This window comes from Mesorhizobium robiniae (assembly GCF_040545535.1).
In the GTDB taxonomy this organism is placed as follows: Bacteria; Pseudomonadota; Alphaproteobacteria; order Rhizobiales; family Rhizobiaceae; genus Mesorhizobium; species Mesorhizobium robiniae.
In genome coordinates this window covers 257,970-282,051 of sequence record NZ_JBEPMC010000003.1, presented here as the reverse complement: position 1 = coordinate 282,051, position 24,082 = coordinate 257,970, and the positions used below count along the sequence as shown (strand labels likewise).

The 24,082-nt window shown below is 62.9% G+C and carries 22 protein-coding genes; 15 read left to right on the top strand and 7 right to left on the bottom strand.

Going from position 1 to position 24,082, the window contains the following annotated elements; genetic code table 11:
* Positions 1–60: 60 nt before the first annotated feature.
* On the bottom strand, positions 61–693 hold the full coding sequence (locus tag ABID19_RS09485) for an HAD family hydrolase (RefSeq protein ID WP_354489938.1): 633 nt from the start codon (positions 691–693) through the stop codon (positions 61–63).
* A gap of 210 nt (positions 694–903) precedes the next feature.
* Between ABID19_RS09485 and ABID19_RS09480 the strand changes: the two genes are divergently transcribed.
* The 10 genes from ABID19_RS09480 to ABID19_RS09430 all read left to right on the top strand — a co-directional run bounded on the left by ABID19_RS09480 (position 904) and on the right by ABID19_RS09430 (position 12,254).
* The gene (locus ABID19_RS09480) at positions 904–1,860 is read left to right on the top strand and encodes a sugar-binding transcriptional regulator (protein WP_354489936.1); all 957 of its coding nucleotides are present in this window, start codon (positions 904–906) and stop codon (positions 1,858–1,860) included.
* 486 nt (positions 1,861–2,346) lie between these two features.
* A complete protein-coding gene (gcvA, locus tag ABID19_RS09470; protein WP_354489932.1) occupies positions 2,347–3,255 on the top strand; it encodes a transcriptional regulator GcvA in 909 nt (302 codons plus the stop codon).
* A gap of 223 nt (positions 3,256–3,478) precedes the next feature.
* Positions 3,479–4,789: an ABC transporter substrate-binding protein gene (locus ABID19_RS09465; protein WP_354489931.1), complete on the top strand. Its 1,311-nt coding sequence runs from the start codon at positions 3,479–3,481 to the stop codon at positions 4,787–4,789.
* 116 nt (positions 4,790–4,905) lie between these two features.
* Positions 4,906–5,778 (top strand): carbohydrate ABC transporter permease, encoded by an 873-nt coding sequence (locus tag ABID19_RS09460; RefSeq protein ID WP_354489930.1) that lies wholly within the window; start codon positions 4,906–4,908, stop codon positions 5,776–5,778.
* A gap of 11 nt (positions 5,779–5,789) precedes the next feature.
* Positions 5,790–6,614, top strand: a complete 825-nt coding sequence (locus ABID19_RS09455) for a carbohydrate ABC transporter permease (RefSeq protein WP_354489928.1) — start codon at positions 5,790–5,792, stop codon at positions 6,612–6,614.
* A gap of 50 nt (positions 6,615–6,664) precedes the next feature.
* A complete protein-coding gene (locus tag ABID19_RS09450; protein WP_354489926.1) occupies positions 6,665–7,669 on the top strand; it encodes an ABC transporter ATP-binding protein in 1,005 nt (334 codons plus the stop codon).
* The gene (locus ABID19_RS09445) at positions 7,666–8,436 is read left to right on the top strand and encodes an L-iditol 2-dehydrogenase (RefSeq protein WP_354489924.1); all 771 of its coding nucleotides are present in this window, start codon (positions 7,666–7,668) and stop codon (positions 8,434–8,436) included. The genes ABID19_RS09450 and ABID19_RS09445 overlap by 4 nt, the downstream gene beginning before the upstream one ends.
* Positions 8,437–8,508: 72 nt before the next feature.
* Entirely contained in the window at positions 8,509–9,987 is a 1,479-nt protein-coding gene (locus ABID19_RS09440) for a mannitol dehydrogenase family protein (protein WP_354489922.1), read from the top strand.
* The gene (locus ABID19_RS09435) at positions 9,988–10,671 is read left to right on the top strand and encodes an HAD family hydrolase (RefSeq protein WP_354489920.1); all 684 of its coding nucleotides are present in this window, start codon (positions 9,988–9,990) and stop codon (positions 10,669–10,671) included.
* The gene (locus ABID19_RS09430) at positions 10,668–12,254 is read left to right on the top strand and encodes an FGGY-family carbohydrate kinase (protein WP_354489919.1); all 1,587 of its coding nucleotides are present in this window, start codon (positions 10,668–10,670) and stop codon (positions 12,252–12,254) included. The genes ABID19_RS09435 and ABID19_RS09430 overlap by 4 nt, the downstream gene beginning before the upstream one ends.
* 19 nt (positions 12,255–12,273) lie before the next feature.
* On the opposite strand, the gene ABID19_RS09425 is transcribed toward ABID19_RS09430, so the two are convergent.
* Positions 12,274–12,852 carry a histidine phosphatase family protein gene (locus tag ABID19_RS09425; protein WP_354489917.1) on the bottom strand — a complete coding sequence of 193 codons (579 nt, stop codon included), beginning with the start codon at positions 12,850–12,852 and terminating at the stop codon, positions 12,274–12,276.
* A 276-nt stretch (positions 12,853–13,128) separates the two neighbouring features.
* Between ABID19_RS09425 and ABID19_RS09420 the strand changes: the two genes are divergently transcribed.
* Positions 13,129–14,535, top strand: a complete 1,407-nt coding sequence (locus tag ABID19_RS09420) for an MATE family efflux transporter (protein WP_354489915.1) — start codon at positions 13,129–13,131, stop codon at positions 14,533–14,535.
* 83 nt (positions 14,536–14,618) lie between these two features.
* Here the strand turns inward: ABID19_RS09420 and ABID19_RS09415 are convergent, their stop codons facing one another.
* From ABID19_RS09415 to speB, 5 genes are all read right to left on the bottom strand, one after another.
* Positions 14,619–14,978: a hypothetical protein gene (locus tag ABID19_RS09415; RefSeq protein ID WP_354489913.1), complete on the bottom strand. Its 360-nt coding sequence runs from the start codon at positions 14,976–14,978 to the stop codon at positions 14,619–14,621.
* Between the two features lie 123 nt (positions 14,979–15,101).
* On the bottom strand, positions 15,102–15,749 hold the full coding sequence (locus tag ABID19_RS09410; RefSeq protein ID WP_354489911.1) for an amino acid ABC transporter permease: 648 nt from the start codon (positions 15,747–15,749) through the stop codon (positions 15,102–15,104).
* Complete coding sequence (locus tag ABID19_RS09405) at positions 15,746–16,414, bottom strand: amino acid ABC transporter permease (RefSeq protein ID WP_354489910.1); 669 nt, start codon at positions 16,412–16,414, stop codon at positions 15,746–15,748. The genes ABID19_RS09410 and ABID19_RS09405 overlap by 4 nt, the downstream gene beginning before the upstream one ends.
* A gap of 6 nt (positions 16,415–16,420) precedes the next feature.
* Positions 16,421–17,224, bottom strand: a complete 804-nt coding sequence (locus ABID19_RS09400) for a transporter substrate-binding domain-containing protein (protein WP_354489908.1) — start codon at positions 17,222–17,224, stop codon at positions 16,421–16,423.
* An 87-nt stretch (positions 17,225–17,311) separates the two neighbouring features.
* Positions 17,312–18,373 carry an agmatinase gene (gene speB, locus ABID19_RS09395; protein WP_354489906.1) on the bottom strand — a complete coding sequence of 354 codons (1,062 nt, stop codon included), beginning with the start codon at positions 18,371–18,373 and terminating at the stop codon, positions 17,312–17,314.
* A gap of 178 nt (positions 18,374–18,551) precedes the next feature.
* On the opposite strand from speB, the gene gcvA (ABID19_RS09390) reads away from it, so the two are divergent.
* The 4 genes from gcvA (ABID19_RS09390) to ABID19_RS09375 all read left to right on the top strand — a co-directional run bounded on the left by gcvA (ABID19_RS09390) (position 18,552) and on the right by ABID19_RS09375 (position 24,042).
* Positions 18,552–19,526: a transcriptional regulator GcvA gene (gcvA, locus tag ABID19_RS09390; protein ID WP_292397631.1), complete on the top strand. Its 975-nt coding sequence runs from the start codon at positions 18,552–18,554 to the stop codon at positions 19,524–19,526.
* 133 nt (positions 19,527–19,659) lie between these two features.
* Positions 19,660–20,964, top strand: a complete 1,305-nt coding sequence (gene pncB / locus ABID19_RS09385; protein ID WP_354489905.1) for a nicotinate phosphoribosyltransferase — start codon at positions 19,660–19,662, stop codon at positions 20,962–20,964.
* A 224-nt stretch (positions 20,965–21,188) separates the two neighbouring features.
* The gene (locus ABID19_RS09380; protein WP_435528706.1) at positions 21,189–22,571 is read left to right on the top strand and encodes a hypothetical protein; all 1,383 of its coding nucleotides are present in this window, start codon (positions 21,189–21,191) and stop codon (positions 22,569–22,571) included.
* Between the two features lie 166 nt (positions 22,572–22,737).
* Positions 22,738–24,042, top strand: coding sequence for an ABC transporter substrate-binding protein (locus tag ABID19_RS09375; RefSeq protein ID WP_354489902.1), 1,305 nt, complete (start codon positions 22,738–22,740; stop codon positions 24,040–24,042).
* The last annotated feature ends 40 nt before the right edge of the window (positions 24,043–24,082 follow it).

The window sequence follows — 24,082 nt, the reverse complement described above, 5'->3', positions numbered from 1 at the left end:
AGAGCCCCTTCTCCCCGTATAGCGGCGGGGAGAAGGACGCTCTCATCCCGGGTTGCCAGCTCAGAGCCCCAGTTCCGCCCGCAATTCGTCGGCGCTGTTGATGTTTATCGCGCCGGGCGGTCCTTCCATGGGCGCTTCCGGCCAGAAGATCGTTCTCATTCCCGCCGCCAGCCCCGCCGTGGCGCCGGTCACGCTGTCGTCGACGGCCACGGCATCGGCCGGATCGACCCCGGCCAGCCAGGCGGCACGCAGGAACGGTTCGGCGTGCGGCTTGCCTTCGCGCACGTCGTTGCGGCTGACCGTCTTCATGCCGGGATAGAAAAGACCGACCATGCGCAGATTGGCGTCGACGATCAGCCGGTCGGAATTGGACACCACCGCTTGCGCCACGCCAAGCGCGCGCAGTTCGTTGTAGATCTCGATCGCGCCGGGGCGCGGCTTCAGCGTCTCGGCCATCGGCAGATAATGGTCGTATTTGCGCACGATCCAGTCGTCGAAAGGCAGGTCGAGGCCGAACTCGTCGCGCAGCATCTCGTAGACCGGCCATGCGGCAATGCCAAGCACCCGCTCATGCAGGTTGGCCGGCGCCGCGATGCCGACGCTGTGCAGCGCCGCCACAAGTGCTGCCTCGTGCAACGGCTCGCTGTCGACCAGCGTACCGTCCATGTCCCAGAAAACTGCTTTCGGCGTCATGCAAGAATCCTTTCTCGATCCCCATACGGCGTTTGTGTTCCGAGATAAACCTTCGGGTCGCGGTCGGCGATACCGGCACGGGTCGAATCTTCTCTCGTCTTGTCAGAAACATGCAAGCAATTGCTCTGATGATTGGCAATTGCGCGCAGTCGCGTTCCCTGCAAGACTATACAATCCGTTTCAAACGTTCGACGGGCTGGGAGGCGAGACGTGAATTCCCGACAGGACAGCGGCAGCAACAGGTTGGACGACGCAGCGCGCGCCGGCTGGCTCTATTATGTTGCCGGCAACACGCAGGATCAGATCGCCTCGACGCTGGGCATCTCGCGGCAGACGGCGCAGCGGCTGGTGTCGCTGGCCGTTTCGGAAGGGCTGATCAAGGTGCGTGTCGACCATCCGATCGCCAATTGCCTCGACCTCGCCGCGCGGCTGAAATTGCGCTTCGCGCTCGACTTGGTCGAGGTGGCGCCGAGCGATCCCGCTTCCTCCTCCACCGTCGGAGTCGCCGTGGCGGCGGCTGCCGAAATCGAGCGGCGGCTGCGGTCGCCGACGCCGATCGTCATGGCTATCGGCACCGGCCGCACGCTGAAGGCGGCGATCGAGCAACTGCCGCCGATGGAATGTCCGCAGCACAGGGTCGTGTCGCTGACCGGCAACATCTCGCCGGACGGTTCGGCCGCTTTCTACAACGTCATCTTCACCATGGCCGACAGGGTCAAGGCGCGGTCCTTCCCGATGCCGCTGCCGGTCATCGCCTCCTCGCCGGAGGAACGCGAGATGCTGCTCAGCCAACCGATGATCCAACCGACGCTGGCACTTGCCGCGGAGGCCGATGTCACCTTCGTCGGCATCGGCGATCTCGGCCCGAAGGCGCCGCTTTATGAGGACGGCTTCATTTCGGAAAGTGAACTGAAAGCGCTGCAGAAGGCGGGCGGCGTCGCCGAAATCGTTGGCTGGGTGTTCGATCGCGAAGGCCGGATGATCGAGGGCATCACCAATGACAGGGTGTCTTCGGCATCGTTGCCATCGCGCGAAAAGTCGCTGGTGATCGCGCTCGCCATGGGCGAGCGGAAACTGCCAGGCATCCTTGCGGCGGTGAACCGGCGTTTGGTCAATGGCCTCATCACCGACGAGCGGACCGCCGCCGCTTTGCTGGCCGGCGCATAGCCTCGAAAGGATCGTCCGCCGAAATAGGTGCTTTGCGCGTCCGCAAGGACACGCGGCGCATCTGAGTTGGCGATAAATCCAGCAAGGCTATTTGCGCCGGCCGGAAGGATCGTTGCCATCGAGAAAACCCATGTCGCGCTGGAGGTGTGGCGATAATTCCCTGATGTCGAGATAAGCCCGTTTCGTGGCTATGTGTCGTACCAATCCACGCGCCAGCCGCAAAAACCAGCCTTGGCCCGACGTCCAAAATAGCTTTTCCTGTACCGTGGTCATGATCCTCAGCCTTCGTTATGACTGGCGCATGACCCCGAAAATCAATATCGATTTTCGGAAAGGATCATGCGCAACACCAAAGTGCTACAGCGTCCTGTGCGCGTCCAAAAGGACGCGCGGCGCTGTAGACGAGAGTGATCGTCGACCTCAAATATCGGCTGGACGGCGCCTTGCCGCCAATCAAACGTCGATCACGGCCCATAAGGAGGCCTTATGCCCGAACTCAATGCGCGACAGATTTCGCAGCTCCCGCCGCTCGCCGCGATCCGCGTGTTCGAGGCGGTGGCGCGGCATCTATCCTTCACCAAGGCCGCCGGCGAACTCGGCATGACGCAGGCAGCGGCGAGCTATCAGATCAAGCTCCTGGAGGAGCGCGTCGGCGCGCCTTTGTTCCTGCGCCGTCCCAAGCAGATCGTGTTGACCGAGGCGGGGCAGCGTCTGGCGCCGGCGGTCAGCGAGGCCTTTGCCCTGTTAAGCGGAGCCTATGCCGCCGCGCGCAGCGGCGTCGATGGCGTGCTGTGCGTTTCGACGCTGCTGACGTTTGCGTCCAACTGGCTGGCGCAGCGCCTCGGCTCGTTCCAGGTCGCGCATCCGTCGCTGGCTGTGCGTCTCGACACATCGAGCCGCCTTGTCGATTTCAGCCGTGAGGATATCGACATCGCCATCCGTTCGGGCAGCGGAAACTGGCCGGGCGTGGAGGTGCACAAGCTTTTCAACGCCGACTTCACGCCGATGCTGAGCCCGAAACTCGCCGCGACCATCGGCGGGGTGAAGGAGCCGGCCGATCTGTTGCGCCTGCCGATCCTCGACCCCGGCGACATCTGGTGGCGGGACTGGTTTATCGCTGCCGGCCTGCCGGTCGAGGAACTAGCCAAACGCCCCGGCACCAGCATGGGTGCCCAGGCCTATGAGGCGAACGCCGCGATTGCCGGGCAGGGCGTGGCGATCGTGACGGCCGCTCTTTTCAAGGCCGAGCTTGCCGACGGCCGCCTGATTCAGCCTTTCGATCTGGTCGGGAACGACGGCCAGGCCTATTGGCTGGTCTATCCCCAGGCGCGGCGCAATGTGCCGAAGATCCGCGCCTTCCGCGATTGGATTCTGGCCGAGATTGCCGATCAATAGGTCGACGATCCATCCGATCAAGCGGGCATTGAAATCCGACATTTCGCGCGCGCCGAGAGCCATCCCAACCGTCTTCAAACAGTTCCGCAAGCGTCCGGAACCGGATGCCGCTGGAGCCAGCGTGCTGCGCTGCAGCAACGAATCCGGCTTGACATAATTCACGGAGAGTGAGTAATTGCCCATAGCCAAGGCAAATGCTCAGCTTGGTCTATGGGAGGAATTGATGAAATTTCGCACGCTCACCCTGGGTCTGTTGTCGGCCAGCGCATTTGCGTTCGCCGCGCATGCCGAATCCATCACCATCGCCACCGTCAACAATGGCGATATGGTCCGCATGCAGACGCTGACCGACGACTTCACCGCCAAGAACCCCGATATCCAGCTCCAGTGGGTCACGCTCGAGGAGAACGTGCTGCGCGAGCGCGTTACCACCGATATCGCCACCAAGGGTGGCCAGTATGACGTGATGACAATCGGCACCTATGAGGTTCCGATCTGGGCCAAGCAGAGCTGGCTGCTGCCGCTCGACAAGCTCGGCGACGACTATGACGTCAAGGACATCATCCCGGCGATAGCAGGCGGCCTGTCGGTCGACGGCACCCTTTATGCCGCACCGTTCTACGGCGAAAGCTCCTTCGTCATGTACCGCAAGGACCTGATGGAGAAGGCTGGGCTGACCATGCCCGACGCGCCGACCTGGGACTTCATCAAGCAAGCTGCCGACAAGATGACCGATCGCGCCAATGGCGTGAACGGCGTCTGCCTGCGCGGCAAGGCCGGCTGGGGCGAGAACATGGCCTTCCTGACTGCCATGTCGAACTCCTTCGGCGCACGCTGGTTCGATGAGCACTGGAAGCCGCAGTTCGACCAGCCCGAATGGAAGAACACGTTGCAGTTCTATGTCGACCTGATGAAGGCCAACGGCCCGGAGGGCGCGTCGTCCAACGGCTTCAACGAAAACCTGGCGCTGTTCCAGCAGGGCAAGTGCGGCATGTGGATCGACGCCACCGTCGCTGCCTCGTTCGTCTCCGACCCGAAGAACTCGACGGTTGCCGACAAGGTCGGCTATGCGCTGGCGCCCGACAACGGCTTGGGCAAGCGCGGCAACTGGCTATGGGCCTGGTCGCTGGCCATTCCCGCCGGCACGCAAAAGGCAGACGCTGCTCAGAAATTCGTCTCCTGGGCAACCAGCAAAGCCTATGCCGAGCTCGTCGCATCGAAGGAAGGCTGGGCCAATGTTCCGCCCGGAACGCGCTCCTCACTCTACGCCAACCCCGAGTACCAGAAGGCGGCGCCCTTCGCCAAGATGACGCTGGACTCGATCAATGCCGCCGATCCGACGCATCCGACCGTCAAGCCGGTGCCCTATGTCGGCGTTCAGTTCGTCGCCATTCCCGAGTTCCAGGGCCTTGGCACCACTGTCGGCCAGCTCTTCTCAGCCGCACTCGCCGGCCAGACGAGCGTCGACGACGCTTTGAAGCAGGCGCAGGACGCCGCCACGGCGACGATGACCGAGGGCGGTTACATCCAGTAAGGCTCCTCCCGGTGCCGGTTGCCCATCATGGCCGGCAGCAGAGGCCGCCCGAATCCCAGTTCGGGCGGCCACTTTCACACTCTTGAAAATTGGCTGACCTTTGAAGGGTGACCGTCATGGCTACTCAGCAGACCCGTTCGCTTGCCCGCTTTATGATGGCGCCATCCGTGGTGCTGCTGCTGGTTTGGATGATTGTTCCGCTGGCATTCACCCTGTGGTTTTCCTTCCAGCAGTATAATCCGCTCAACCCGATCCGCGATGGTTTCGTCGGCTTCTCGAACTACGCGCTTTTCTATTCCAATCCGGCGTTCCTGCAGTCGATCCTCAACACGTTGACCATCGTCGTGGCCGTGCTTTTGATCACAGTGGTCGGCGGCATCCTGCTGGCTCTCTTGCTCGATCAGCCGATATGGGGACAGGGCATCGTCCGCATCCTCGTCATCTCGCCGTTCTTCGTGATGCCGCCGGTGGCCGCACTGGTCTGGAAGAACATGATCATGCATCCGCAATACGGCGTCTTTGCCGATATTGCGCGCTTCTTCGGCGGGCAGCCGATCGACTGGTTCGGGCAGTATCCGCTTACCGCGATCATCATCATTGTCGCCTGGCAGTGGCTGCCATTTGCGACATTGATCCTTTTGACCTCGCTGCAGTCGCTCGACGGCGAGCAGAAGGAAGCCGCCGAGATGGATGGCGCCGGCTTCATCAGCCGCTTCATCTATCTGACGCTGCCGCACATGTCGCGCGCCATCACCGTCGTCATCCTGATCCAGACCATCTTCCTTTTGTCGGTCTATGCCGAGATCCTCGTCACCACCAATGGCGGTCCAGGCTACGCCTCCACCAACCTGCCCTTCCTCGTCTACCAGAAGGCGCTGCTGGAGTTCAAAATCGGCCAGGCATCGGCCGGCGGAATCATCGCCGTCATTCTCGCCAACATCGTCGCCTTCTTCGCCATGCGCGCGGTCGGCAAGAACCTGGACAAATAAGGGAGGAAACAATGGCACGTGCAGTCAGCACCCAGCACAAGACGATCGCGACCGCGGCCGCCTGGATCGTCGCCCTGCTGATCTTCTTCCCGATCCTCTATACGATCATCACGTCGTTCAAGTCGGAGCAGGAAGCCATCCAGGGCTTCAACCTGTTCCCGTCGGGAACCACCGAGAGCTATACCGCGGTCGAGGCGCAGAACGGCTACTTCAAGTTCTTCCTCAATTCGGTGTTCCTGGCGGTGGGTTCGACCATCCTGGCTTTGCTTGTCGCCATACCGGCGGCATGGTCGATGGCTTTCTCGCCGGGCAAGTGGACCAAGGACATCCTGATGTGGATGCTTTCCACCAAGATGATGCCGGCGGTTGCCGTGCTGTTCCCGATTTACCTGATCTTCCGCGATACCGGATTGCTCGACAGCCGCATCGGACTGATGATCATGCTGATGCTGATCAACCTGCCGATCGTGGTGTGGATGCTCTACACCTACTTCCGCGAGATCCCGGGCGAGATCCTGGAGGCGGCGCGCATGGATGGCGCATCGCTCTGGAACGAGATCGTCTATGTGCTGACGCCGATGGCGGTGCCGGGCATCGCCTCGACGATGCTGCTCAACATCATCTTGGCATGGAACGAGGCGTTCTGGACGATCCGGCTGACCACCACCGAGGCGGCACCCCTCACCGCCTTCATCAGTTCCTTCTCCAGCCCGCAAGGCCTGTTCTGGGCCAAGCTGTCGGCGGCCTCGACGCTGGCGATCGCGCCGATCCTGATCATGGGCTGGTTCAGCCAGAAGCAGCTGGTGCGCGGCCTGACATTTGGCGCCGTGAAGTAGGGACATTGCTCGAAGCATCTGGCGAAAAACAACCCCTCGGGGAGGAAACCATGGGAAACATCACGCTCAAGAACGTCTCCAAGTCCTTTGGGGCAACGACCATCATCCCGAACATCGACCTGGTGATCGAGGATGGCGAGTTCGTCGTCTTCGTCGGCCCGTCGGGCTGCGGCAAGTCCACACTGCTGCGGCTGATCGCCGGACTGGAGGATACCAGCGGCGGCACCATCAACATCGATGGCCGTGACGTTACCGGCGAGGCGCCGGCCAAGCGCAAGCTGGCCATGGTGTTTCAGTCCTATGCGCTCTACCCGCATATGACGGTGGCCAAAAACATCGCCTTCCCGCTCAAGATGGCCGGCGAAGATCAGGCGACGATCGACAGGAAGGTGAAGGACGCGGCGCGCGTCCTGAACCTCACCAACTATCTCGAGCGCCGTCCAGGCCAGCTCTCCGGCGGCCAGCGCCAGCGCGTCGCCATCGGCCGCGCCATCGTGCGCCAGCCTTCGGCCTTCCTGTTCGACGAACCTTTGTCCAACCTCGATGCGGCGCTGCGCGGCACCATGCGACTGGAAATCAGCGAGCTGCATCATCAGCTCAAGACGACGATGGTCTACGTCACCCATGATCAGGTCGAGGCGATGACCATGGCCGACAAGATCGTCGTGCTCAATGCCGGCAATGTCGAACAGGTCGGCTCGCCGATGGAGCTCTACAAGACGCCGAAGAACCTGTTCGTCGCCGGCTTCATCGGCTCGCCGAAGATGAACCTGATCGAAGGCGCGCCGGCAGCCAAGTACGGCGCCAGGACCGTTGGTATCCGTCCGGAGCACATGAACATCTCGAAGACATCAGGCGACTGGAAGGCCACCGTCGGCGTCGCCGAGCACCTTGGCTCCGACACGTTCTTGCACGTGCAGGCCGACGGCGTCGGCCCGCTGACGGTGCGTGCCGACGGCGAACTGGCCGCCGATCACGGCGACACGATCTATCTGACCCCCGACAAGGCGAAGCTGCACCGTTTCGGCGCCGACGGAAAGGCAATGATGCAATGAGGCTTGAGGGTAAATCGGCGCTGATCACCGGGTCGGCGCGCGGTATCGGCAGGGCGTTCGCCGAAGCCTATGTGCGCGAGGGCGCCACGGTGGCGATTGCCGACATCAACCTCGAAGCGGCCGAAAAGACGGCTTCGGAAATCGGCAGCGCGGCTTATGCCGTGAAACTCGATGTCACCGACCTCGCTTCGATCGAGGCGGCGGTCAAGGCGGTAGAGACAAGGACCGGCGGATTGGACATTTTGATCAACAACGCCGCTCTGTTCGACCTAGCGCCGATCGTCGAGATCACCAAAGCGAGCTACGACCGTCTGTTTTCCGTCAATGTGGCCGGCACGCTGTTCATGCTGCAGGCAGCAAGCCGCTCGATGATCGCGCGCGGCAAGGGTGGCAAGATCATCAACATGGCGAGCCAGGCCGGGCGCCGCGGCGAGGCGCTGGTTGGCGTCTATTGCGCCACCAAGGCCGCCGTCATCTCGCTCACTCAGTCGGCTGGGCTCGACCTGATCAAGCACCGCATCAACGTCAACGCCATTGCGCCGGGCGTCGTCGACGGCGAGCATTGGGATCACGTCGATTCACTGTTCGCCAAATATGAAAACCGGCCGAAGGGCGAGAAGAAGAAGCTGGTCGGCCAAGCGGTCCCCTATGGCCGCATGGGCACCGCGCAAGACCTCACCGGCATGGCGGTGTTCCTGGCCAGCGAAGACGCCGAATATATCGTCGCCCAGACCTACAATGTCGATGGCGGCCAGTGGATGAGTTGAGGGGGCGAAGGCGCTCTTCTCCCCGTTTCCTCCACGGGGAGAAGAGGCACCCCACCCAAGGATAAAAAGCAGATGACCGTGAAACTCTCGTCTTCGATCCTCGCCAAGCTTCCGCCCAAGGTTGCCGGCCCGAAATATGATCGCGCCGCGCTCAAAGCCGGCATCGTGCATTTCGGAGTCGGCAATTTCCACCGCTCGCACCAGGCAGTCTATCTCGACGATCTGTTCAATTCGGGTGTCGGCCACGAGTGGGCGATCGTTGGCGCCGGCGTCTTCGAGGGCGAAAAGCTCGGCCGCGGCAAGCTGCAGGAACAGGACTGGCTGACCACCGTGGTCGAGCAGGACAGCGGCCACATGAGCGCCCGCGTCACCGGTGTCATGATCGACTTCCTGATGCCGGGCGATGCGGCAGCGATCATCGAGCGTATGGCCGATCCTGCTATAAAGATCGTCTCGCTGACCATCACCGAAGGGGGCTACTTCATCGATCCGGCGTCGGGGCTGTTTAATCCGACCCATCCCGACATCGTCGCCGATGCGCAGCCGGGAGCTACGCCGAAGACCGTTTTCGGCATCATCCTGGCTGGGCTGTTGCGCCGACGCGAAGACGGCATCGTGCCGTTCACGATTATGTCCTGCGACAACATCCCCCACAACGGCCATGTCACCGCCGATGGCGTCATTGGTCTCGCCCGCCTGATCGACGAGGATCTGGCAAACTGGGTGAGCGAGGAAGTCGCCTTTCCCAACGGCATGGTCGACCGCATCACGCCGGCCACCACCGACCGTGAGCGCGGCATTCTGTCGAGCGAGTTCGGCCTCGACGACAATTGGCCGGTGTTCTGCGAACCCTTCAAGCAATGGGTCCTGGAAGATCGATTCACCGACGGCCGCCCGCCGCTGGAAAAGGTCGGCGTGCAGTTCGTCAGCGATGTCGCGCCCTACGAACTGATGAAGATCCGCATCCTCAATGGCGGCCATGCGACTATCGCCTATCCGGCCGGGCTGATGGACATCCATTTTGTCCACGAGGCGATGCAGGAGCCGCTGGTGCGCGGCTTTCTCGACAGGCTGGAGCATGACGAGATCATCCCGACCGTGCCGCCGGTGCCCGACACCGTGCTGGAGGATTACTATCAGCTCATCGAGCACCGCTTCTCCAATCCGAAGATCGGCGACACGATTCGCAGGCTCTGTCTCGATGGCTCCAACCGCCAGCCGAAATTCATCATCCCGACCATCGCGGACCGGCTGAAAGCCGGCAAGGGCGTCGCCGGCCTGGCGCTGGAATCGGCGCTCTGGTGCCGCTACTGCTTCGGCACGACCGATAGCGGCGCCGTCATCGAACCCAACGATCCGAGCTGGGACCGGCTGCAGACGACTGCCAAAGCGGCAAAGGACGCGCCTGCCGCCTGGCTTGCCATGGAAGACATCTATGGCGACGTCGGCCGCTCGGCGGCGTTCGCCGAAGCCTTTGCCAATGCGCTCAAGGCGCTCTGGGCGGATGGCGCGCGTACGACGCTGACGCGCTACCTCGCCGGCCGGCTCTGAATGGCGCCTGAGCTGGTCATTTTCGACTGCGACGGCGTGCTGGTCGACAGCGAGACGCTGTCCGTCGCGGCGCTGCTTGGCATGATCACGATCGCCGGCGGCACGATCAGCGAGGAGATCGCTTATGAGCATTTCCTCGGCAAGAGCATGAAAAGCGTTCGCGAAATTCTTCTTCGCGACTTCGAGCTTGATATCACCGACCGGCATCTGAGCGAGATGCGTGTTGAGCTGATGCGCAAGTTTAGCAAGGAGCTGAAGCCGATCCCCGGCGTCGGGCAGGTTCTGCCGAGCCTTGGCATGCCATGCTGCGTTGCCTCTTCCGGCACGCTTGAGCGCATCCGCCATGCGCTCGAGGTCACCGGGCTGCTCGGACTGCTCGAGCCGCATCTGTTCAGCGCCGCCATGGTGGCGCGGGGCAAGCCGGCGCCGGATCTCTTTCTCCACGCCGCCGCCGAAATGGGAGCGATCCCGCAAAATTGTCTCGTCGTCGAGGACAGCCCGGCCGGCGTCGAAGCGGCACGGGCCGCGGGCATGCGCGTGCTTGCCTTCACTGGCGGCTCGCATGCCGGCAACCCGGCATTGAAAGCGCGGCTTGCGTCGAGTGAACCGGACTTTATATTCGCCGACATGCTGCAATTGCCCGATCTGATTGCAGGCCTGGGAGCGAGAGCAAGAACACCTTGACGAACAATTTCGTTTGCGCGGTCGATGTCGGTACCGGGAGCGCCCGTGCGGGCATTCTCGACACCGGAGGCACCTTGCTCGGCCGCGCCGAGCATCCGATCGCCATGAACCGGCCGAAGGCCGATCACGCCGAACACGATTCGCAGGATATCTGGTCGGCGGTCTGCACCGCCGTGCAGGCAGCCCGCGAAAAGGCCGGCGTGGCAGCTGAGGACATCGTCGGCATCTCCTTCGACGCCACCTGCTCGCTGGTGGTGCGGGACAGGAATGGCGGCCAACTCAGCGTCTCGGTGTCAGGCGAAACGCGTTGGGACACCGTCGTCTGGCTCGACCACCGCGCCATTGCCGAGGCCGATGAATGCACCGAAAGCGGCCACGCCGTGCTCGACTATATCGGCGGCGTCATGTCGCCGGAAATGGCGACGCCGAAGCTGATGTGGCTGAAGCGCAACCTGCCCGGAACATGGAATGAAGCCGGCTTTCTATTCGACCTTACTGACTTCCTCACCTGGAAGGCGACCGGGTCGCTCGCCCGTTCGCAATGCACGCTGACCGCCAAATGGACCTATCTTGCGCATGAGGAAACCGGCTGGCAGCGCAGCTTCTTCGAAACGGTAGGCCTTGCCGACCTGTTCGAGCATGGCAATCTGCCGGCCAAGGCCAGCCCGGTCGGGACCGACATCGGCCGGTTGAGCGTGCAAGCGGCGGCCGAGCTTGGCCTTACCGAAAAATGCCGGGTCGGCGCCGGCGTCATCGATGCCTATGCCGGCGCTCTTGGCGTGCTCGGCGGCTTTGCCGGCGACGAAACCAACATCGGCCGGCATCTGGCCCTGATCGCCGGCACGTCGAGCTGCGTCATGGCGATGTCGCCCGATCCGCAGCCCTTTGCCGGCGTCTGGGGTCCCTATTATGGCGCGGCCCTTCCCAGGCTTTGGCTGTCGGAAGGCGGTCAATCGGCCACCGGCGCGCTGCTCGATCACATCATCCGCTGGCATGGTGCAGGTGGAGATCCGGACGCAGCCATGCACGCCAGGATCGCCCGCCGCGTCGCCGAACTGCGCGCCATGGAGGGCGAGAATCTCGCGGCAAGGCTGCATGTGCTGCCGGATTTCCACGGCAACCGTTCGCCGCTGGCCGACCCGCATGCCGTCGGCGTCATCAGCGGACTGACGCTGGATTCCTCCTTCGACAGCCTGTGCAAGCTCTATTGGCGCACCGCCGTCGCCATCGCGCTTGGCGTGCGCCATGTGCTGGAGGCGCTGAACGAGAACGGCTACCTGATCGACACGCTGCATGTCACCGGCGGCCACACCAAGAACCCGCTGCTGATGGAGCTTTATGCCGACGCCACGGGCTGTACGGTGGTCGAGCCATTGGCCGACGAGGCGGTGCTGCTCGGCACCGGCATGATTGCCGCGACCGCCGCCGGGCTTTTTCCCAATCTCAACACCGCCTGCATCGCCATGCAGCAGGGCGGCAAGACGCGAGCGTCCAATCCGGCGGCCGCCGGCCGCTTCGATCGCGACTACCGCGTGTTCTTGGAGATGCACCGGCAGAGGCAGGCGCTGGACGCGATCAGGTAGGCTCGAACAGCCTGTAATGCTACCTCTGGTTCCAGCGCCGGATAATAGGTTCGCCGAGGTCGTGCTCATAGCCGAGCACGCTTATGCTGGCGGTGTCCAGAACGAAGAGGGCGCCATCCTGCGGCGGCAGGCCGAGCCAGCGCGCGGCCAGCACCCGCAGGAAATGAGCGCTGGAGAACACCAGGACATTGCCGTTGACACCACGCAGCTCGTTGACGATCCGGTCTGCTCTTGCGCCAACATCCTCTGCCGCCTCGCCGTTGGGGCAGCCGTCGCGAAAAAGCTGCCAGCCTGGACGCTCGATGAGGATCTCCTTGGTGGTCAGGCCCTCGTAAGCGCCGTAATCCCATTCGGCCAGGTCGGCCTTCTTTACGCCGGCCGAGCCGAAGCCGGCCAGCATACAAGTCTTTAAGGCACGCTGCGACGGGCTCGACCAGACGGCCTGGAACGAAAGCCCCTGCAGCCGCTCGGTGATCCGTCCAGCGGCCGCCTCGCCGGCAGGCGTCAGCGGTATATCGGTCAGGCCGGTATGCTTGCCGGAAGCGCTCCATTCCGTCTCGCCATGCCGAACCAGGTAGATTTCGGGAAACGCGCTCATCTGCATGCCTTTCGATGGAATCTGTACGCCGCCCCCTTGTTGGGATTGGCCACGGCGCAAACCATAGCGGCTTCCATGCTCTCTCCAAATAGGCGGGATTGAGACAACTCGGCCTTTGCTGGCTTAATCCTTGGCTGCGTCAGCCTCTTGCCATCCCTACCAATTTCGTAGACAAGCCGTGCCGTTGATGCGGAATCCGGGCCAAACGGCCATGTTCCGCGTTGAGACGCGGCTTCCGGTGTTTGCCGACGCGCCGCAATCGGATAGGCGAAAAAAATGTCTGCGGTAGAAGCCGGCGCCCGCGCGCCGGAAAATCTTTGGCGTCAGGAAATCAGGGCGACGCTGGCGCTCGCCTGGCCGATGGTGCTCACCAATCTCGGCCAGACCGCGATGACCGCCACCGATGTCATGATGATGGGGCGGCTGGGTCCGGACACACTGGCCAGCGGCGCGCTCGGCGCCAACCTCTATTTCATGCCGCTGATCTTCGGGCTTGGCCTGATGCTGGCGACCTCGCCGATGATCGCTACGGAACTCGGCCGCCGCCGCCACTCGGTGCGCGACCTGCGCCGCACCGTGCGGCAGGGCCTGTGGCTGGCGATCCTCATCTGCATTCCGATCTGGATCTTTCTCTGGCACGGCGAAGCCGTGTTGCTGGCCATGGGCCAGGAGCCGGCGCTCGCGCATCAGGCCGGCATCTACCTGCGCTGGCTCGAATGGGCGGTCCTGCCCTTCTACGGCTATATCGTCCTGCGCTCGTTCATCTCGGCGCTGGAGCGGCCGGGCTGGGCGCTGGTCATCGTCTTCGTTGCCGTCGCCTGCAATGTCTTCTTCAACTGGGTACTCATGTTCGGCAATCTCGGCGCCCCTGCGATGGGCATCGCCGGTTCCGGCCTCGCGACGACGTTGTCCAGCACACTGATGTTCGTCGGCATGGCGGCTGTGGTGATGCTTGAGCCGAAGTTTCGCCGTTATCGGCTGTTTGGGCGCTTCTGGCGGGCCGACTGGCCGCGCTTCAAGGGATTGCTGCGACTCGGCCTGCCGATCGCCGGCCTCCTTGCCTTCGAGGTGACGATCTTCAACGCGGCAGCCCTTCTCATGGGCCTGATCGACGCGGCCTCGCTCGCGGCGCATGCCATCGCCATCCAGATCGCCTCGATCAGCTTCATGGTGCCGCTCGGCCTCAACCAGGCGGCCACTGTGCGCGTCGGGCTCGCCCATGGCGCCGGCAATCCGGAAGGTGTTTCCCGCGCCGGCTGGACCGCCTTTGTCATTGGCGTCTCGTTCATGGCGCTGATGGGGCTGGTGATGATCCTGTGGCCGCAACTGCTGATCAGCGCCTTTATCGACCTTGGCGATCCGGCCAATGCCAGGGTGATCGGGCTTGCCGTGTCGTTCCTTGCCTTTGCCGCGCTTTTCCAGATTTTCGACGGCGCGCAGGCCGTGGCCGCGGGCATGCTGCGCGGCCTGCACGACACCACGGTGCCGATGATCTATGCGGCGATCGGCTATTGGGGCATCGGCCTGCCGCTCGGCGTGCTGCTCGCCTTCTATTCCGGGCTCGACGGCGTCGGCATCTGGATCGGCCTATCGCTGGGTCTGGCGGTGGTAGCGGTGCTGCTTCTGGCGCGTTGGCTGCGGCGGGACAGGATCGCGCCACCGCTCTCCTTTGCGCATGGATGAAAGCGGCTGCCGGTTCGTCCGAAGGCGGTCCAACTTTGTGTGTGCCGGCCCTCACGCTTTCGTCGCGAAGGACGGCGTGACGCCTATGGATATTTCGTCAGATTTGCACTTGCGGCCTTTGGGTCGCTCTGCAACTCCTCTGGCAATGGCAGACTTGAGCACCGCAAGTGCACTTCGCGGGCGAACAATTTTCGCTGCTTCTGCTGGTGCTCCTTGATGGCTGCTGCGAGTCCTAATCCGTACGGGCCAAGAAAGACGCCGGTCCCCCAACCCGGCTGCTTCTTTTCGCGAGCATCGTAGTCCGAAGCCTCCAGGCGGGCTTGCTGGCATTCCGGCGACGCCCATTTCTGGTCTTGCTTCGAAAGCGACGCTCCATAGTCGACCGGAGAGGTCGCGCATCCAGCCACTGTCGCCGCCAACGCGACAAACATTGCAATTCTCATCCCCAAGCCCTTCCTAAAGTATGTGGAGAGTACACAGAACTCTTCTTACCGGATCGCTCCGATGAGGCAGCCGGAAACACGGTTATCGTTATCAATCGTTTTTCACAACGCAGAACCGGCGTCCTAGTCTGTAGCCGCCCGTCGCTCAAGCGAACGTGCGTATTGCGTCAGCGGGAAGCACATGATGAAGAAAATCAAAGCGACCAGCCCATAGACGGTGAACGGCTCGAAGGTCGCATTGTTGATGGCGTTGGATGTCCTGACCAGTTCCTCGAAACCGATGATTGAGGTCAGCGCGGTCGACTTGACCAGCTGCACCAGGAAACCGACGGTCGGCGCGCGGGTGATCGAAAACGCCTGCGGCAGGATGATCAGCCTGAGTTCCTGCAGATAATGAAGGCCGAGGCTGGCGCCGGCGTCCCATTGTCCGCGCGGCAGCGCATCGACGCCGCTACGCCAGATTTCGGCGAGATAGGCACTGGCGAAGAAGGTGAGGCCAAGTGCAGCGGCGGTCCACGGTTCGATACGCAAGCCCAGCATCGGCAGGCCAAAGAACATCAGGAAGAGCTGCATGAGCAGCGGCGTTCCCTGGAAAAGCGCGATGTAGCCCGAAGCAATTCGCCGGCTCCACTTGTTCTTGGCGATCCTGAAGAACAGAACGACCATGCCGACCACGCCGCCGCCGACAAAGGCGGCCAGCGACAGAAGCACCGTCCAGCGCGCGGCAAGCAGAAGGTTGCGCACGATATCCCAGAAGGTGAATTCGATCATGACACCCCGGCTCCCAGAGCGCGGCGGCCGCCGCTGACCAGCAGCCGGCGCAGCCCCATCGACAGGACGAGATAGACCATCGTCACCACGAAATAGGTCTCGAAAGCGCGGAAGGTCCGCGCCTGCAGCATGTCGGCCTCGTAGGTCAACTCGCGCACTGCGATCTGCGACACGACGGCGGACTCCAGCATCATGATGATGATCTGGCTGGTCAGCGCCGGATAGATCACCTTGAGTGCCTGCGGCAGCACGATCTTGACGAAGACCTGACGGGGCCGCAGCCCGAGCGCCAGTGCTGCTTCCGTCTGCCCGCGCGGCACGGCGTCGAGCCCGGCGCCGACGATCTCGATCGTGTAGGCCGCCATGTTGAGCGTCATCGCCAGCATGGCGGCCAGGATCGGATCGAGCCTTATGCCGATGCTGGGCAGCCCGAAGAAGATGAAGAACAGCTGCACCAGGAACGGTGTGTTGCGCATGACCTCGACATAGACGCCGATCGCCCGCTTGAGCAGGGCAGGGCCGTTTCGCCGCCCTGCCGCGCCGAGGATGCTGAGGAACGTGCCCGCCAGCGTGGTCACAACGATCAACAGGATCGTCGTGGCCGCCCCTCGCGCGATAGCGCCTGTCGCATCGGCAAGCCAGCCGAAGTCGAGGCTGTAGCCCACTCGATGTCAATCCTTGAGGTTGTCGGGATTGAGCGGCGTCTTGAGCCAAGCCTTCGAGCTTTCGTCCAGCTTGCCGTCGGCCAGCATCTTGGCGACCGCGTCGTTGACCGCTTGCTTCAGGCGGTCCTCGTTCTTGTTGAGGCCGATATGCGAGGGTGAGGTGAGGAGCTGGAACTTCTGCTCCGGCTTCAGCGCCTCCTGGCGCGCGAGCACCTGAGCGCCGACGTCGTTGCCGACGACCATCAGCTGGGTCTGACCCGAGATGAAGGCCTGGATGACGGAATTGTAGTTGTCGAAACGGCGGATATCGGCCGAGGCGGGTGCCGCCTCGGTAAGCGACGTATCTTCCAGCGTGCCGCGGTTGACGGCGATCGACTTGTCGGCGAGGTCGTCCTTGCCTTCGACCTTGAGCGCGGCCGGGCCGATCACGGCGATATAGTAGGGCGCGTAGGCGGCGGCGAAATCGATCACCTGCTCACGCTCCTTGGAGTAGCCGACGCTCATCAGGATATCGACGCGCTTGTCGGTAAGATATGGCATTCGGTTCTGGCCGGTCACGCTGACCAAATTGAGCTTGACCTTGAGCTGGTCGGCGATGAACTGCGCCACGTCGATGTCATAGCCTTTGATGCTCATATCGGCACTGGCCGAGGAGAAGGGCGGAAAGTCGGAGAAAATGCCGACATTGATGGCGCCGGCCTTGGTGATGTCGTCGACCGCGTCGGCATTGGCGGCCTGGGTGGCGATACCAAAACCGGCGAGCAGCAGCGCGGCGGCGATGGATGATCTGAGCTTCATGTGAAATGTCATTGTCGTTCCCCTGCTGGAAGCTTGTTTTGTTTGAATGCGGCCGCCGGCTCCAGCGCGGCGGTCGCCTTGGATTTGATGTCGGGCTCCTCAGGCTCCCTTGCCTGTTATTGCCGGGCTGAACACCATCAGGCTGAGAATCTCGAACAGCACCTGCGCGCCGGCATGGGCGGTGTTGGTGGTCGCGTCATATTGCGGCGCTACCTCGACGACGTCGCCGCCGACGATGTTGAGGCCCTTCAGGCCGCGCAGCAGTTCGAGCACCTCCCGCGTCGTCAGCCCGCCGACCTCAGGCGTGCCGGTACCCGGCGCGAAGGCGGGATCGACGCTGTCGATGTCGAAGGAGACATAGGTCGGCCCGTCGCCGACGATCTGGCGCGCCTTCTCGATGATGGCAGGGATGCCGAGGCTGGTCACCTCTTCTGCATGCACGACGGTCATGCCGGATTCGTAGGTGAACTCCCATAGATATTCGGCCGAGCCGCGGATGCCGATCTGGATTGTGCGGGTCGGGTCGAGCACGCCGTCCAGCACCGCGTTGCGGAACGGCCCGCCGTGATGGAACTTTGTCATGTCGAACAGGCCGCTGGTGTCGCAATGGGCGTCGATGTGGATCATGCCGACCGGCGCCTTTTTGCCGACCGCTTTCAGGATCGGATGGCTGATCGAATGATCGCCGCCGACCGAAAGCGGGATGACGCCGGCATCGACGATCTGGTTGGTGCGGCGCTCGATGTCGTCATGGCTGGTTTCCAGCCGGTAGCGGCTCTGGAACGGCACGTCGCCGATGTCGGCGACCTTCAGCTCATGTGTCGGCGCGCATTCCAGCACATGGTTGTAGGGGCCGATGCGTTCGATAGCGCGCAGTGCCCTTGGCCCGAAACGGGAACCCGGCCGGTTGGTGACGCCGAGGTCCATCGGCACGCCGATCATCGCCACCTGCAGATCGCCGAAATCCGGATTGTCGGCGGCAATCTGCCGATAGGGCGCGGCGAGGAAGGTCGGGATGCCGGAATAGGGCGCCAGCCGCGTGCCGCTCTTGGAAAAGATCTTGTCGGCGACCTTTCGGAATTTCGGGTCGAACATTTCGCCGCCATGGCTTTCGCCATACTTGCGGCGCAACGCCTCGAGCTTGCCGCTGTTATAGCCCATATCGGTCCTCCATGGCTGGTGCAGTGCGGCCATCAATGACGGTCGCCATCCCGCCGGCTGCTTGCGGATTCAGGTCTTGATACTGTTCCCGGGCAAAGTGTCTTGTAGCCGCATTGAAAAATCAATTGATATTGTTAGGGTCTTCGTTGTGAGGAAATCTCACATGTTTGAGGCTCTGATGGCCAAGCGTCTGCCACCTTTGAATCCACTGCGGGCCTTCGAGGCGACGGCGCGTCACGCCTCGCTGACCAAGGCGGCGGCTGAGCTGAACGTCACTCATGGCGCCATCAGCCACCAGATCAAGGCGCTCGAACAGTCGCTTGGCGTCAAGCTGTTCGAGCGCGCCGGCCAGCGGGTGAAGCTGACGCCGCACGGCGCCGAATTGCTGCCGGCGGTGTCGACCGCCTTCGACGGCATAGCTGCCGCCACGCAGCGCATGACCCGGCCGGCCAGCACCGGCGCACTCTCAGTGTCCTGCGTGCCGGCGCTGCTTTTGCTGTGGATGATCCCGCGGCTCGGCAGCTTCACCTCGCAATACCCCGATATCAGGCTGACGCTGATCCCGTCCAACGACGCCAAGGACATCCGGGCACCGCATATCGACATCTGCGTGCACTATGGCGACGGCAGCTGGACCGATTGCTGGATGCGCAAATGGTCGGGTCTGGAACTGTTCCCGGTGGTCAGTCCGACGCTGATCAACAACCGTCCGATCCGCACGGTGCGCGATCTCGCCGATCATGTCTTCCTGCATGGCGACGACGGTCGTGAATGGCACACCTGGCTGGCCGCCGCCGACGCGCTGGACCTGGAGCGCGGCCGCCGCCATCATCTCGGCGACGCCCGCATGGCGAGCGAAGCTGCGGTTCATGGCCACGGCGTGGCGCTTGGCGATACGGTGACCGCAAGCGGGCTGCTCGCCAGGGGGCTGCTGGTCGCGCCGTTCAGCCTGTCGGTGCCGGCAGTCGACGATTTCTACGTCGTCTGTCGCAACGAGATGAGGTCGGCGCCGATCGTGCAGCTATTCATCGACTGGCTGTTTGCCGAAAAGGAGCAGGCCGACGGCCGCGCCGATGCGCCGGTGGCGGGCCGTATCGGCATCCGCAGGAAGCGCCCGGCGCTGCGGGTGGTCGGCACTAAGACCGCATCCTGAGGCTGCAATTGCCGAAGCCGCATACATGCCGCAGGGTTCTCTTTTTGTCGGGCCAGCCCGCAAAGCGGCAGCACTTTCCAAAATTCAATGCTAAGAGGCATTCCGCAGGGAGCAGCGAAGGCGGCATTGAGACATGACTAAGACCGATATAGCGCGGCGCGTCTACAACCACACCTGGAAGCTCGACCCGATCGTCCGCAGCCTGCTCGACACCGATTTCTACAAGCTTTTGATGCTGCAGATGATCTGGGGCATGTATCCCAAGGTCGACACCACCTTCTCGCTGATCAACCGCACCACTTCGGTCCGTCTCGCCGAAGAGATCGACGAGGCGGAGCTGCGTGATCAACTCGACCATGCACGCACTTTGCGTTTCTCCAAGAAGGAGATGATCTGGCTCGGCGGCAATACCTTCTATGGCCGCAAGCAGATTTTCGAACCTGAATTCCTCGCCTGGCTCGAAAATTTCCGACTGCCCGAATACGAGCTTTCCAAGCGCAATGGCCAATACGAGCTGACGTTCAGCGGTCCGTGGATGTACACGACGTTGTGGGAGATCCCGGCGCTCGCCATCATCAACGAGCTGCGCTCGCGCGCGGCCATGCGGGCGTTCGGACCGTTTGCGCTCGACGTGCTCTATGCCCGCGCCAAGGCCAAGATGTGGGCCAAGACCGAGCGGTTGAAAGCGCTGCCCGGCATCCGCATTTCGGATTTCGGCACGCGTCGCCGCCATTCCTTCCTGTGGCAGCGTTGGTGCGTCGAGGCGCTCAAGGAGGGCGTCGGCGAGGCTTTTACCGGCACCTCCAACGTGCTGCTCGCCATGGATAACGACCTCGAAGCGCTCGGCACCAATGCGCATGAATTGCCGATGGTGCTTGCCGCACTCGCCAATTCGGAAAAGGAATTGAAGCAGTCCCCCTATAAGGTGCTGCAGGATTGGCAGCGCTACTATGGCGGCAATCTGCTGATCGTGCTGCCCGATGCTTTCGGCACCGCTTCGTTCCTGCGCGACGCGCCGGACTGGGTCGCCGACTGGACCGGCTTCCGTCCCGACAGCGCGCCGCCGATCGAGGGCGGCGAGAAGATCCTTTCCTGGTGGCGTGAAAAGGGCAAGGACCCGAAGCAGAAGCTGCTCATCTTCTCCGACGGGCTCGAGGTCGAGACCATCGAGGAAACCTACCGCCACTTCCGCGGCAAGGTACGCATGTCCTTCGGCTGGGGCACCAACCTGACCAATGATTTCGAAGGCTGCGCACCGACCGAAACCAACCGCCTCGACGCCATCTCGCTGGTCTGCAAGGTCACCGAAGCCAATGGCCGCCCGGCGGTCAAGCTCTCCGACAATCCGGCCAAGGCGACCGGCGACGAGAAAGAGATCGCGCGCTACATCAGGATCTTCGGCGAAAAAGACCGCGTGGAGCAACTGGTCAAGGTGTGAGGGTGAGGGAACTCTTGCACAGTATGAGTTCCTTCGCGCCCCCCTCTGTCCTGCCGGACATCTCCCCCACGAGGGGGGAGATCGGCAGTTCCGCCGCCGGCTCTCCCTCTGCAACTTTGGCGATTGGCGAAAGCGGCAATGACGGCGCAATCTCCCCCCAAGTGGGGGAGATGTCCGGCAGGACAGAGGGGGGCGCCGTAGAGCGCTGCAGTTTGGCAATAGCAATGCCCTTTGCGGCTTCGTTAATTCTCTTGTCGCCCACCCCGGCCTTCGCCCATGCCTCCGATCGCGGCCACGTCCTGCTCCTTCCCACCGGCTACTACGCCGCCGGTGGCGCGCTCGCCGTGGCCGTCAGCTTCCTCGTATTGGCCTTGCTGCCGTCAGACTTTCTCGGCCGCTTTTGGCGGCGGCGTCTACCGCTTTTCGCATTCGGCGAGGGCGCACGGGCAATCGTCAGCCTGGTATCTTTTGCCGGCTTTGCAATTCTCATTGCGGCCGGCCTGTTCGGCAGCCGCGATCCGCTTTCCAACCCGCTGCCCCTAACGATCTGGACGCTGCTCTGGGTGGGGTTGGTTTTGCTGCAGGGGCTGTTCGGCAATCTCTGGTCATGGCTGAACCCCTGGTACGGGCCTTGGCGCGTCATTTTGCGCCTGTTCGGCAAGTGGCAGACATGGCGCCCGCCCCCATGGCTCGGCTGCTGGCCGGCCGTCGCGCTGTTCTTCGCCTTCGCCTGGTTCGAGTTGATCGACCCGGCGCCCGACGATCCGGCGCGGCTCGCCTGGGCCGCCGGCCTCTATTGGCTGCTGAACTTTGCCGCCATGCTGGTGTTCGGCTATCGCGACTGGAGCCGCAGTGGCGAGTTCCTGACCGTGTTCTTCGCCATGATTGCGCGCTTCGCCCTCCTCGAGCGCAACGAAGACCGCCGGCTCAGTCTCTGTTGGCCGGGCGCCAAGCTCAGCAATGTCGCGCCGCTGTCGTTCAGCGGCATTGCTTTCCTGCTGCTTGCGCTGTCGTCGGTCTCGTTCGACGGACTATCGAAAACCTTCTTCTGGCTCGGCCTGTTCGGCATCAATCCGCTAGAGTTTCCGGGCCGCACGACAGTGATAGGCATCGGCACCTTCGGGCTGGTGCTGACGTTCGTGTTGCTTGCTGCGGCGTTCATCCTTGCAATTGTCCTTGGCCAGCGCCTTGCCGGAAGCCCGCATTCCCTCGGTCAGGCTGCGGGGCTGCTGGTCTGGTCGATCGTGCCGATCGCGCTCGCCTATCATGTCGCACACTATCTGACGGCGCTGCTCGTCGACGGCCAATACGCCATTGCCGCGCTGTCCGACCCGTTTGCTTTGGGCTGGAACCTGTTCGGCACCGCCGACCTGCAGATCGAAGCCGGCGTCGTTTCCGGCGCCGGCTCGGCATGGTGGCTGTGGAACGTCCAGGCCGGCGTCATCATCGCCGGCCACATGCTAGCTGTGCTCGTCGCTCATGGCCTCGCCTGGCGATTGCATCCGGTTCCCGCTCGGGCAGCGCTCAGCCAATTTCCGCTCACCGTGCTGATGATCGCCTATACGATCTTTGGGCTCTGGTTGCTTGCCACGCCGGCGGCCGGATGACACAAAAGCCGGGCTCGATGTCGTCGATCGATCCTTGGGGAAGCTCGCTTGCCACATCAGGGCTTTGATGATTTAGTTTGTACACATGCAATTTCGGCGCTCTCACCAGGAGCGGCCCGCCTCGCTACAGCCGTTGGTCAAAACTCAAAAAACAAGGGGAACTGCCGTGACTGACAAGAATGGGTTTTTCGATCTCTCCAAGACCGGTTTCAGCCGCCGCACGGCGCTGAAGGGATTGGCCGCGGGCGCCGGACTTGCCGTCGCGCCTGGGTTCGTACGCTACAGCCAGGCACAAAGCTCGGCGCCGATAAAGATCGGCTTCCAGTCCCACCGCACCGGCATCGGCGCTGCCTATGGCCGCTGGTATGAAAAGACTACCGCCGCTGCGGTCAAGGCGATCAACGACGCCGGCGGCATCAATGGCCGGCCGGTCGAGGTGATCATCGAGGATGACGGCACCGATCCCGGCCGGGGTGCCGAGGTGGTCGGCAAGTTCGCTACCCAGCACAAGACCGACATCGTCTACGGCACGCTGTTTTCACATGTCGTCATCGGCTCGGCGCCTGCCGCCGGCGAGGCCAAGATGCCGTATTTTGTCGTCAGCGAAGGCCACCACGTCGCCTCGACCAAGCTCAACCGCTACGTGTTCCAGCCCGGCATCACCGACGTGAAGAGCCAGATCCAGTCGATGGCGCCATGGATCGCGGCGAACGCCGGCAAGAAGGTGACGCAGATCTTTCCCGATTTCGCCTTCGGCTACGACCATCGCGACTACCTGCCTCCGGCACTGAAGGCGCAAGGTGCTGAGGTCATCGCCCAGATCGCCATCCCGCCGACGGAATCGTCCTTCACCAAATATTTTCCGCAGATCCCGGCCGAGACCGAGGTGATCTACCACGTCATGGTCGGCCCGGCGGTGCTGACCTTCGTCAAGGAACTCGGCGAGTTCTACGGCTCCAACCGGCCGCAGCTGTTCGGTTTTATCGATTCGCTCGAAGCCACCGACATCAACAGCCCCGGCCTCGAATTCCTCGACGGCAGCCATTTCTGGGAAGGCTCGCCGCGCTACGCGCAGCCGGATGATTCCGCCGCGCAGAAGGCCTATCGCGCCGCCGTCGGCATCGACGACAATGGTGCTGCTGTCGGCGATCCCAAGGACGTCTCCACCGCCGCGCACATGTTCGGCTGCTGGGAAACGCTTTATGTCGTCAAGAAGGCGATGGAGGATGCCGGCTACAAGGGGCCGGAAGACCGCGCCAAGCTGGTCGAGGCGACCGAGGCCTTGACCGAATTCGCCGAAGGCCCCGAGCATCCGCAAGGGCCGAAAACCTTCAACGGCAAGATCCATCAGTGTTTTGGTATCCAGAACATCTCCAAGGTCGAAGGCGGCCGGCTGAACGTCGTCCACAAGACCAAGATCGAGGACGGCCTCTACGAGCCGGAAGGGGATTACACGACCCAGGCGCTGTAGACACGGCTTTGTCTGTAAGCGTGGGAGCCAAGCCACCCCC

Coding starts and splice junctions, on each gene's coding strand:
- ABID19_RS09465 (WP_354489931.1), top strand. CDS start 3,479: ATGAAATTTCGCACGCTCACCCTGGGTCTGTTGTCGGCCAGCGCATTT.
- ABID19_RS09455 (WP_354489928.1), top strand. CDS start 5,790: ATGGCACGTGCAGTCAGCACCCAGCACAAGACGATCGCGACCGCGGCC.
- ABID19_RS09425 (WP_354489917.1), bottom strand. CDS start 12,852: ATGAGCGCGTTTCCCGAAATCTACCTGGTTCGGCATGGCGAGACGGAA.
- gcvA (WP_354489932.1), top strand. CDS start 2,347: ATGCCCGAACTCAATGCGCGACAGATTTCGCAGCTCCCGCCGCTCGCC.
- ABID19_RS09420 (WP_354489915.1), top strand. CDS start 13,129: ATGTCTGCGGTAGAAGCCGGCGCCCGCGCGCCGGAAAATCTTTGGCGT.
- ABID19_RS09415 (WP_354489913.1), bottom strand. CDS start 14,978: ATGAGAATTGCAATGTTTGTCGCGTTGGCGGCGACAGTGGCTGGATGC.
- ABID19_RS09435 (WP_354489920.1), top strand. CDS start 9,988: ATGGCGCCTGAGCTGGTCATTTTCGACTGCGACGGCGTGCTGGTCGAC.
- speB (WP_354489906.1), bottom strand. CDS start 18,373: ATGGGCTATAACAGCGGCAAGCTCGAGGCGTTGCGCCGCAAGTATGGC.
- ABID19_RS09380 (WP_435528706.1), top strand. CDS start 21,189: ATGCCCTTTGCGGCTTCGTTAATTCTCTTGTCGCCCACCCCGGCCTTC.
- ABID19_RS09410 (WP_354489911.1), bottom strand. CDS start 15,749: ATGATCGAATTCACCTTCTGGGATATCGTGCGCAACCTTCTGCTTGCC.
- pncB (WP_354489905.1), top strand. CDS start 19,660: ATGACTAAGACCGATATAGCGCGGCGCGTCTACAACCACACCTGGAAG.
- ABID19_RS09440 (WP_354489922.1), top strand. CDS start 8,509: ATGACCGTGAAACTCTCGTCTTCGATCCTCGCCAAGCTTCCGCCCAAG.
- ABID19_RS09485 (WP_354489938.1), bottom strand. CDS start 693: ATGACGCCGAAAGCAGTTTTCTGGGACATGGACGGTACGCTGGTCGAC.
- ABID19_RS09400 (WP_354489908.1), bottom strand. CDS start 17,224: ATGACATTTCACATGAAGCTCAGATCATCCATCGCCGCCGCGCTGCTG.
- ABID19_RS09450 (WP_354489926.1), top strand. CDS start 6,665: ATGGGAAACATCACGCTCAAGAACGTCTCCAAGTCCTTTGGGGCAACG.
- ABID19_RS09445 (WP_354489924.1), top strand. CDS start 7,666: ATGAGGCTTGAGGGTAAATCGGCGCTGATCACCGGGTCGGCGCGCGGT.
- gcvA (WP_292397631.1), top strand. CDS start 18,552: ATGGCCAAGCGTCTGCCACCTTTGAATCCACTGCGGGCCTTCGAGGCG.
- ABID19_RS09460 (WP_354489930.1), top strand. CDS start 4,906: ATGGCTACTCAGCAGACCCGTTCGCTTGCCCGCTTTATGATGGCGCCA.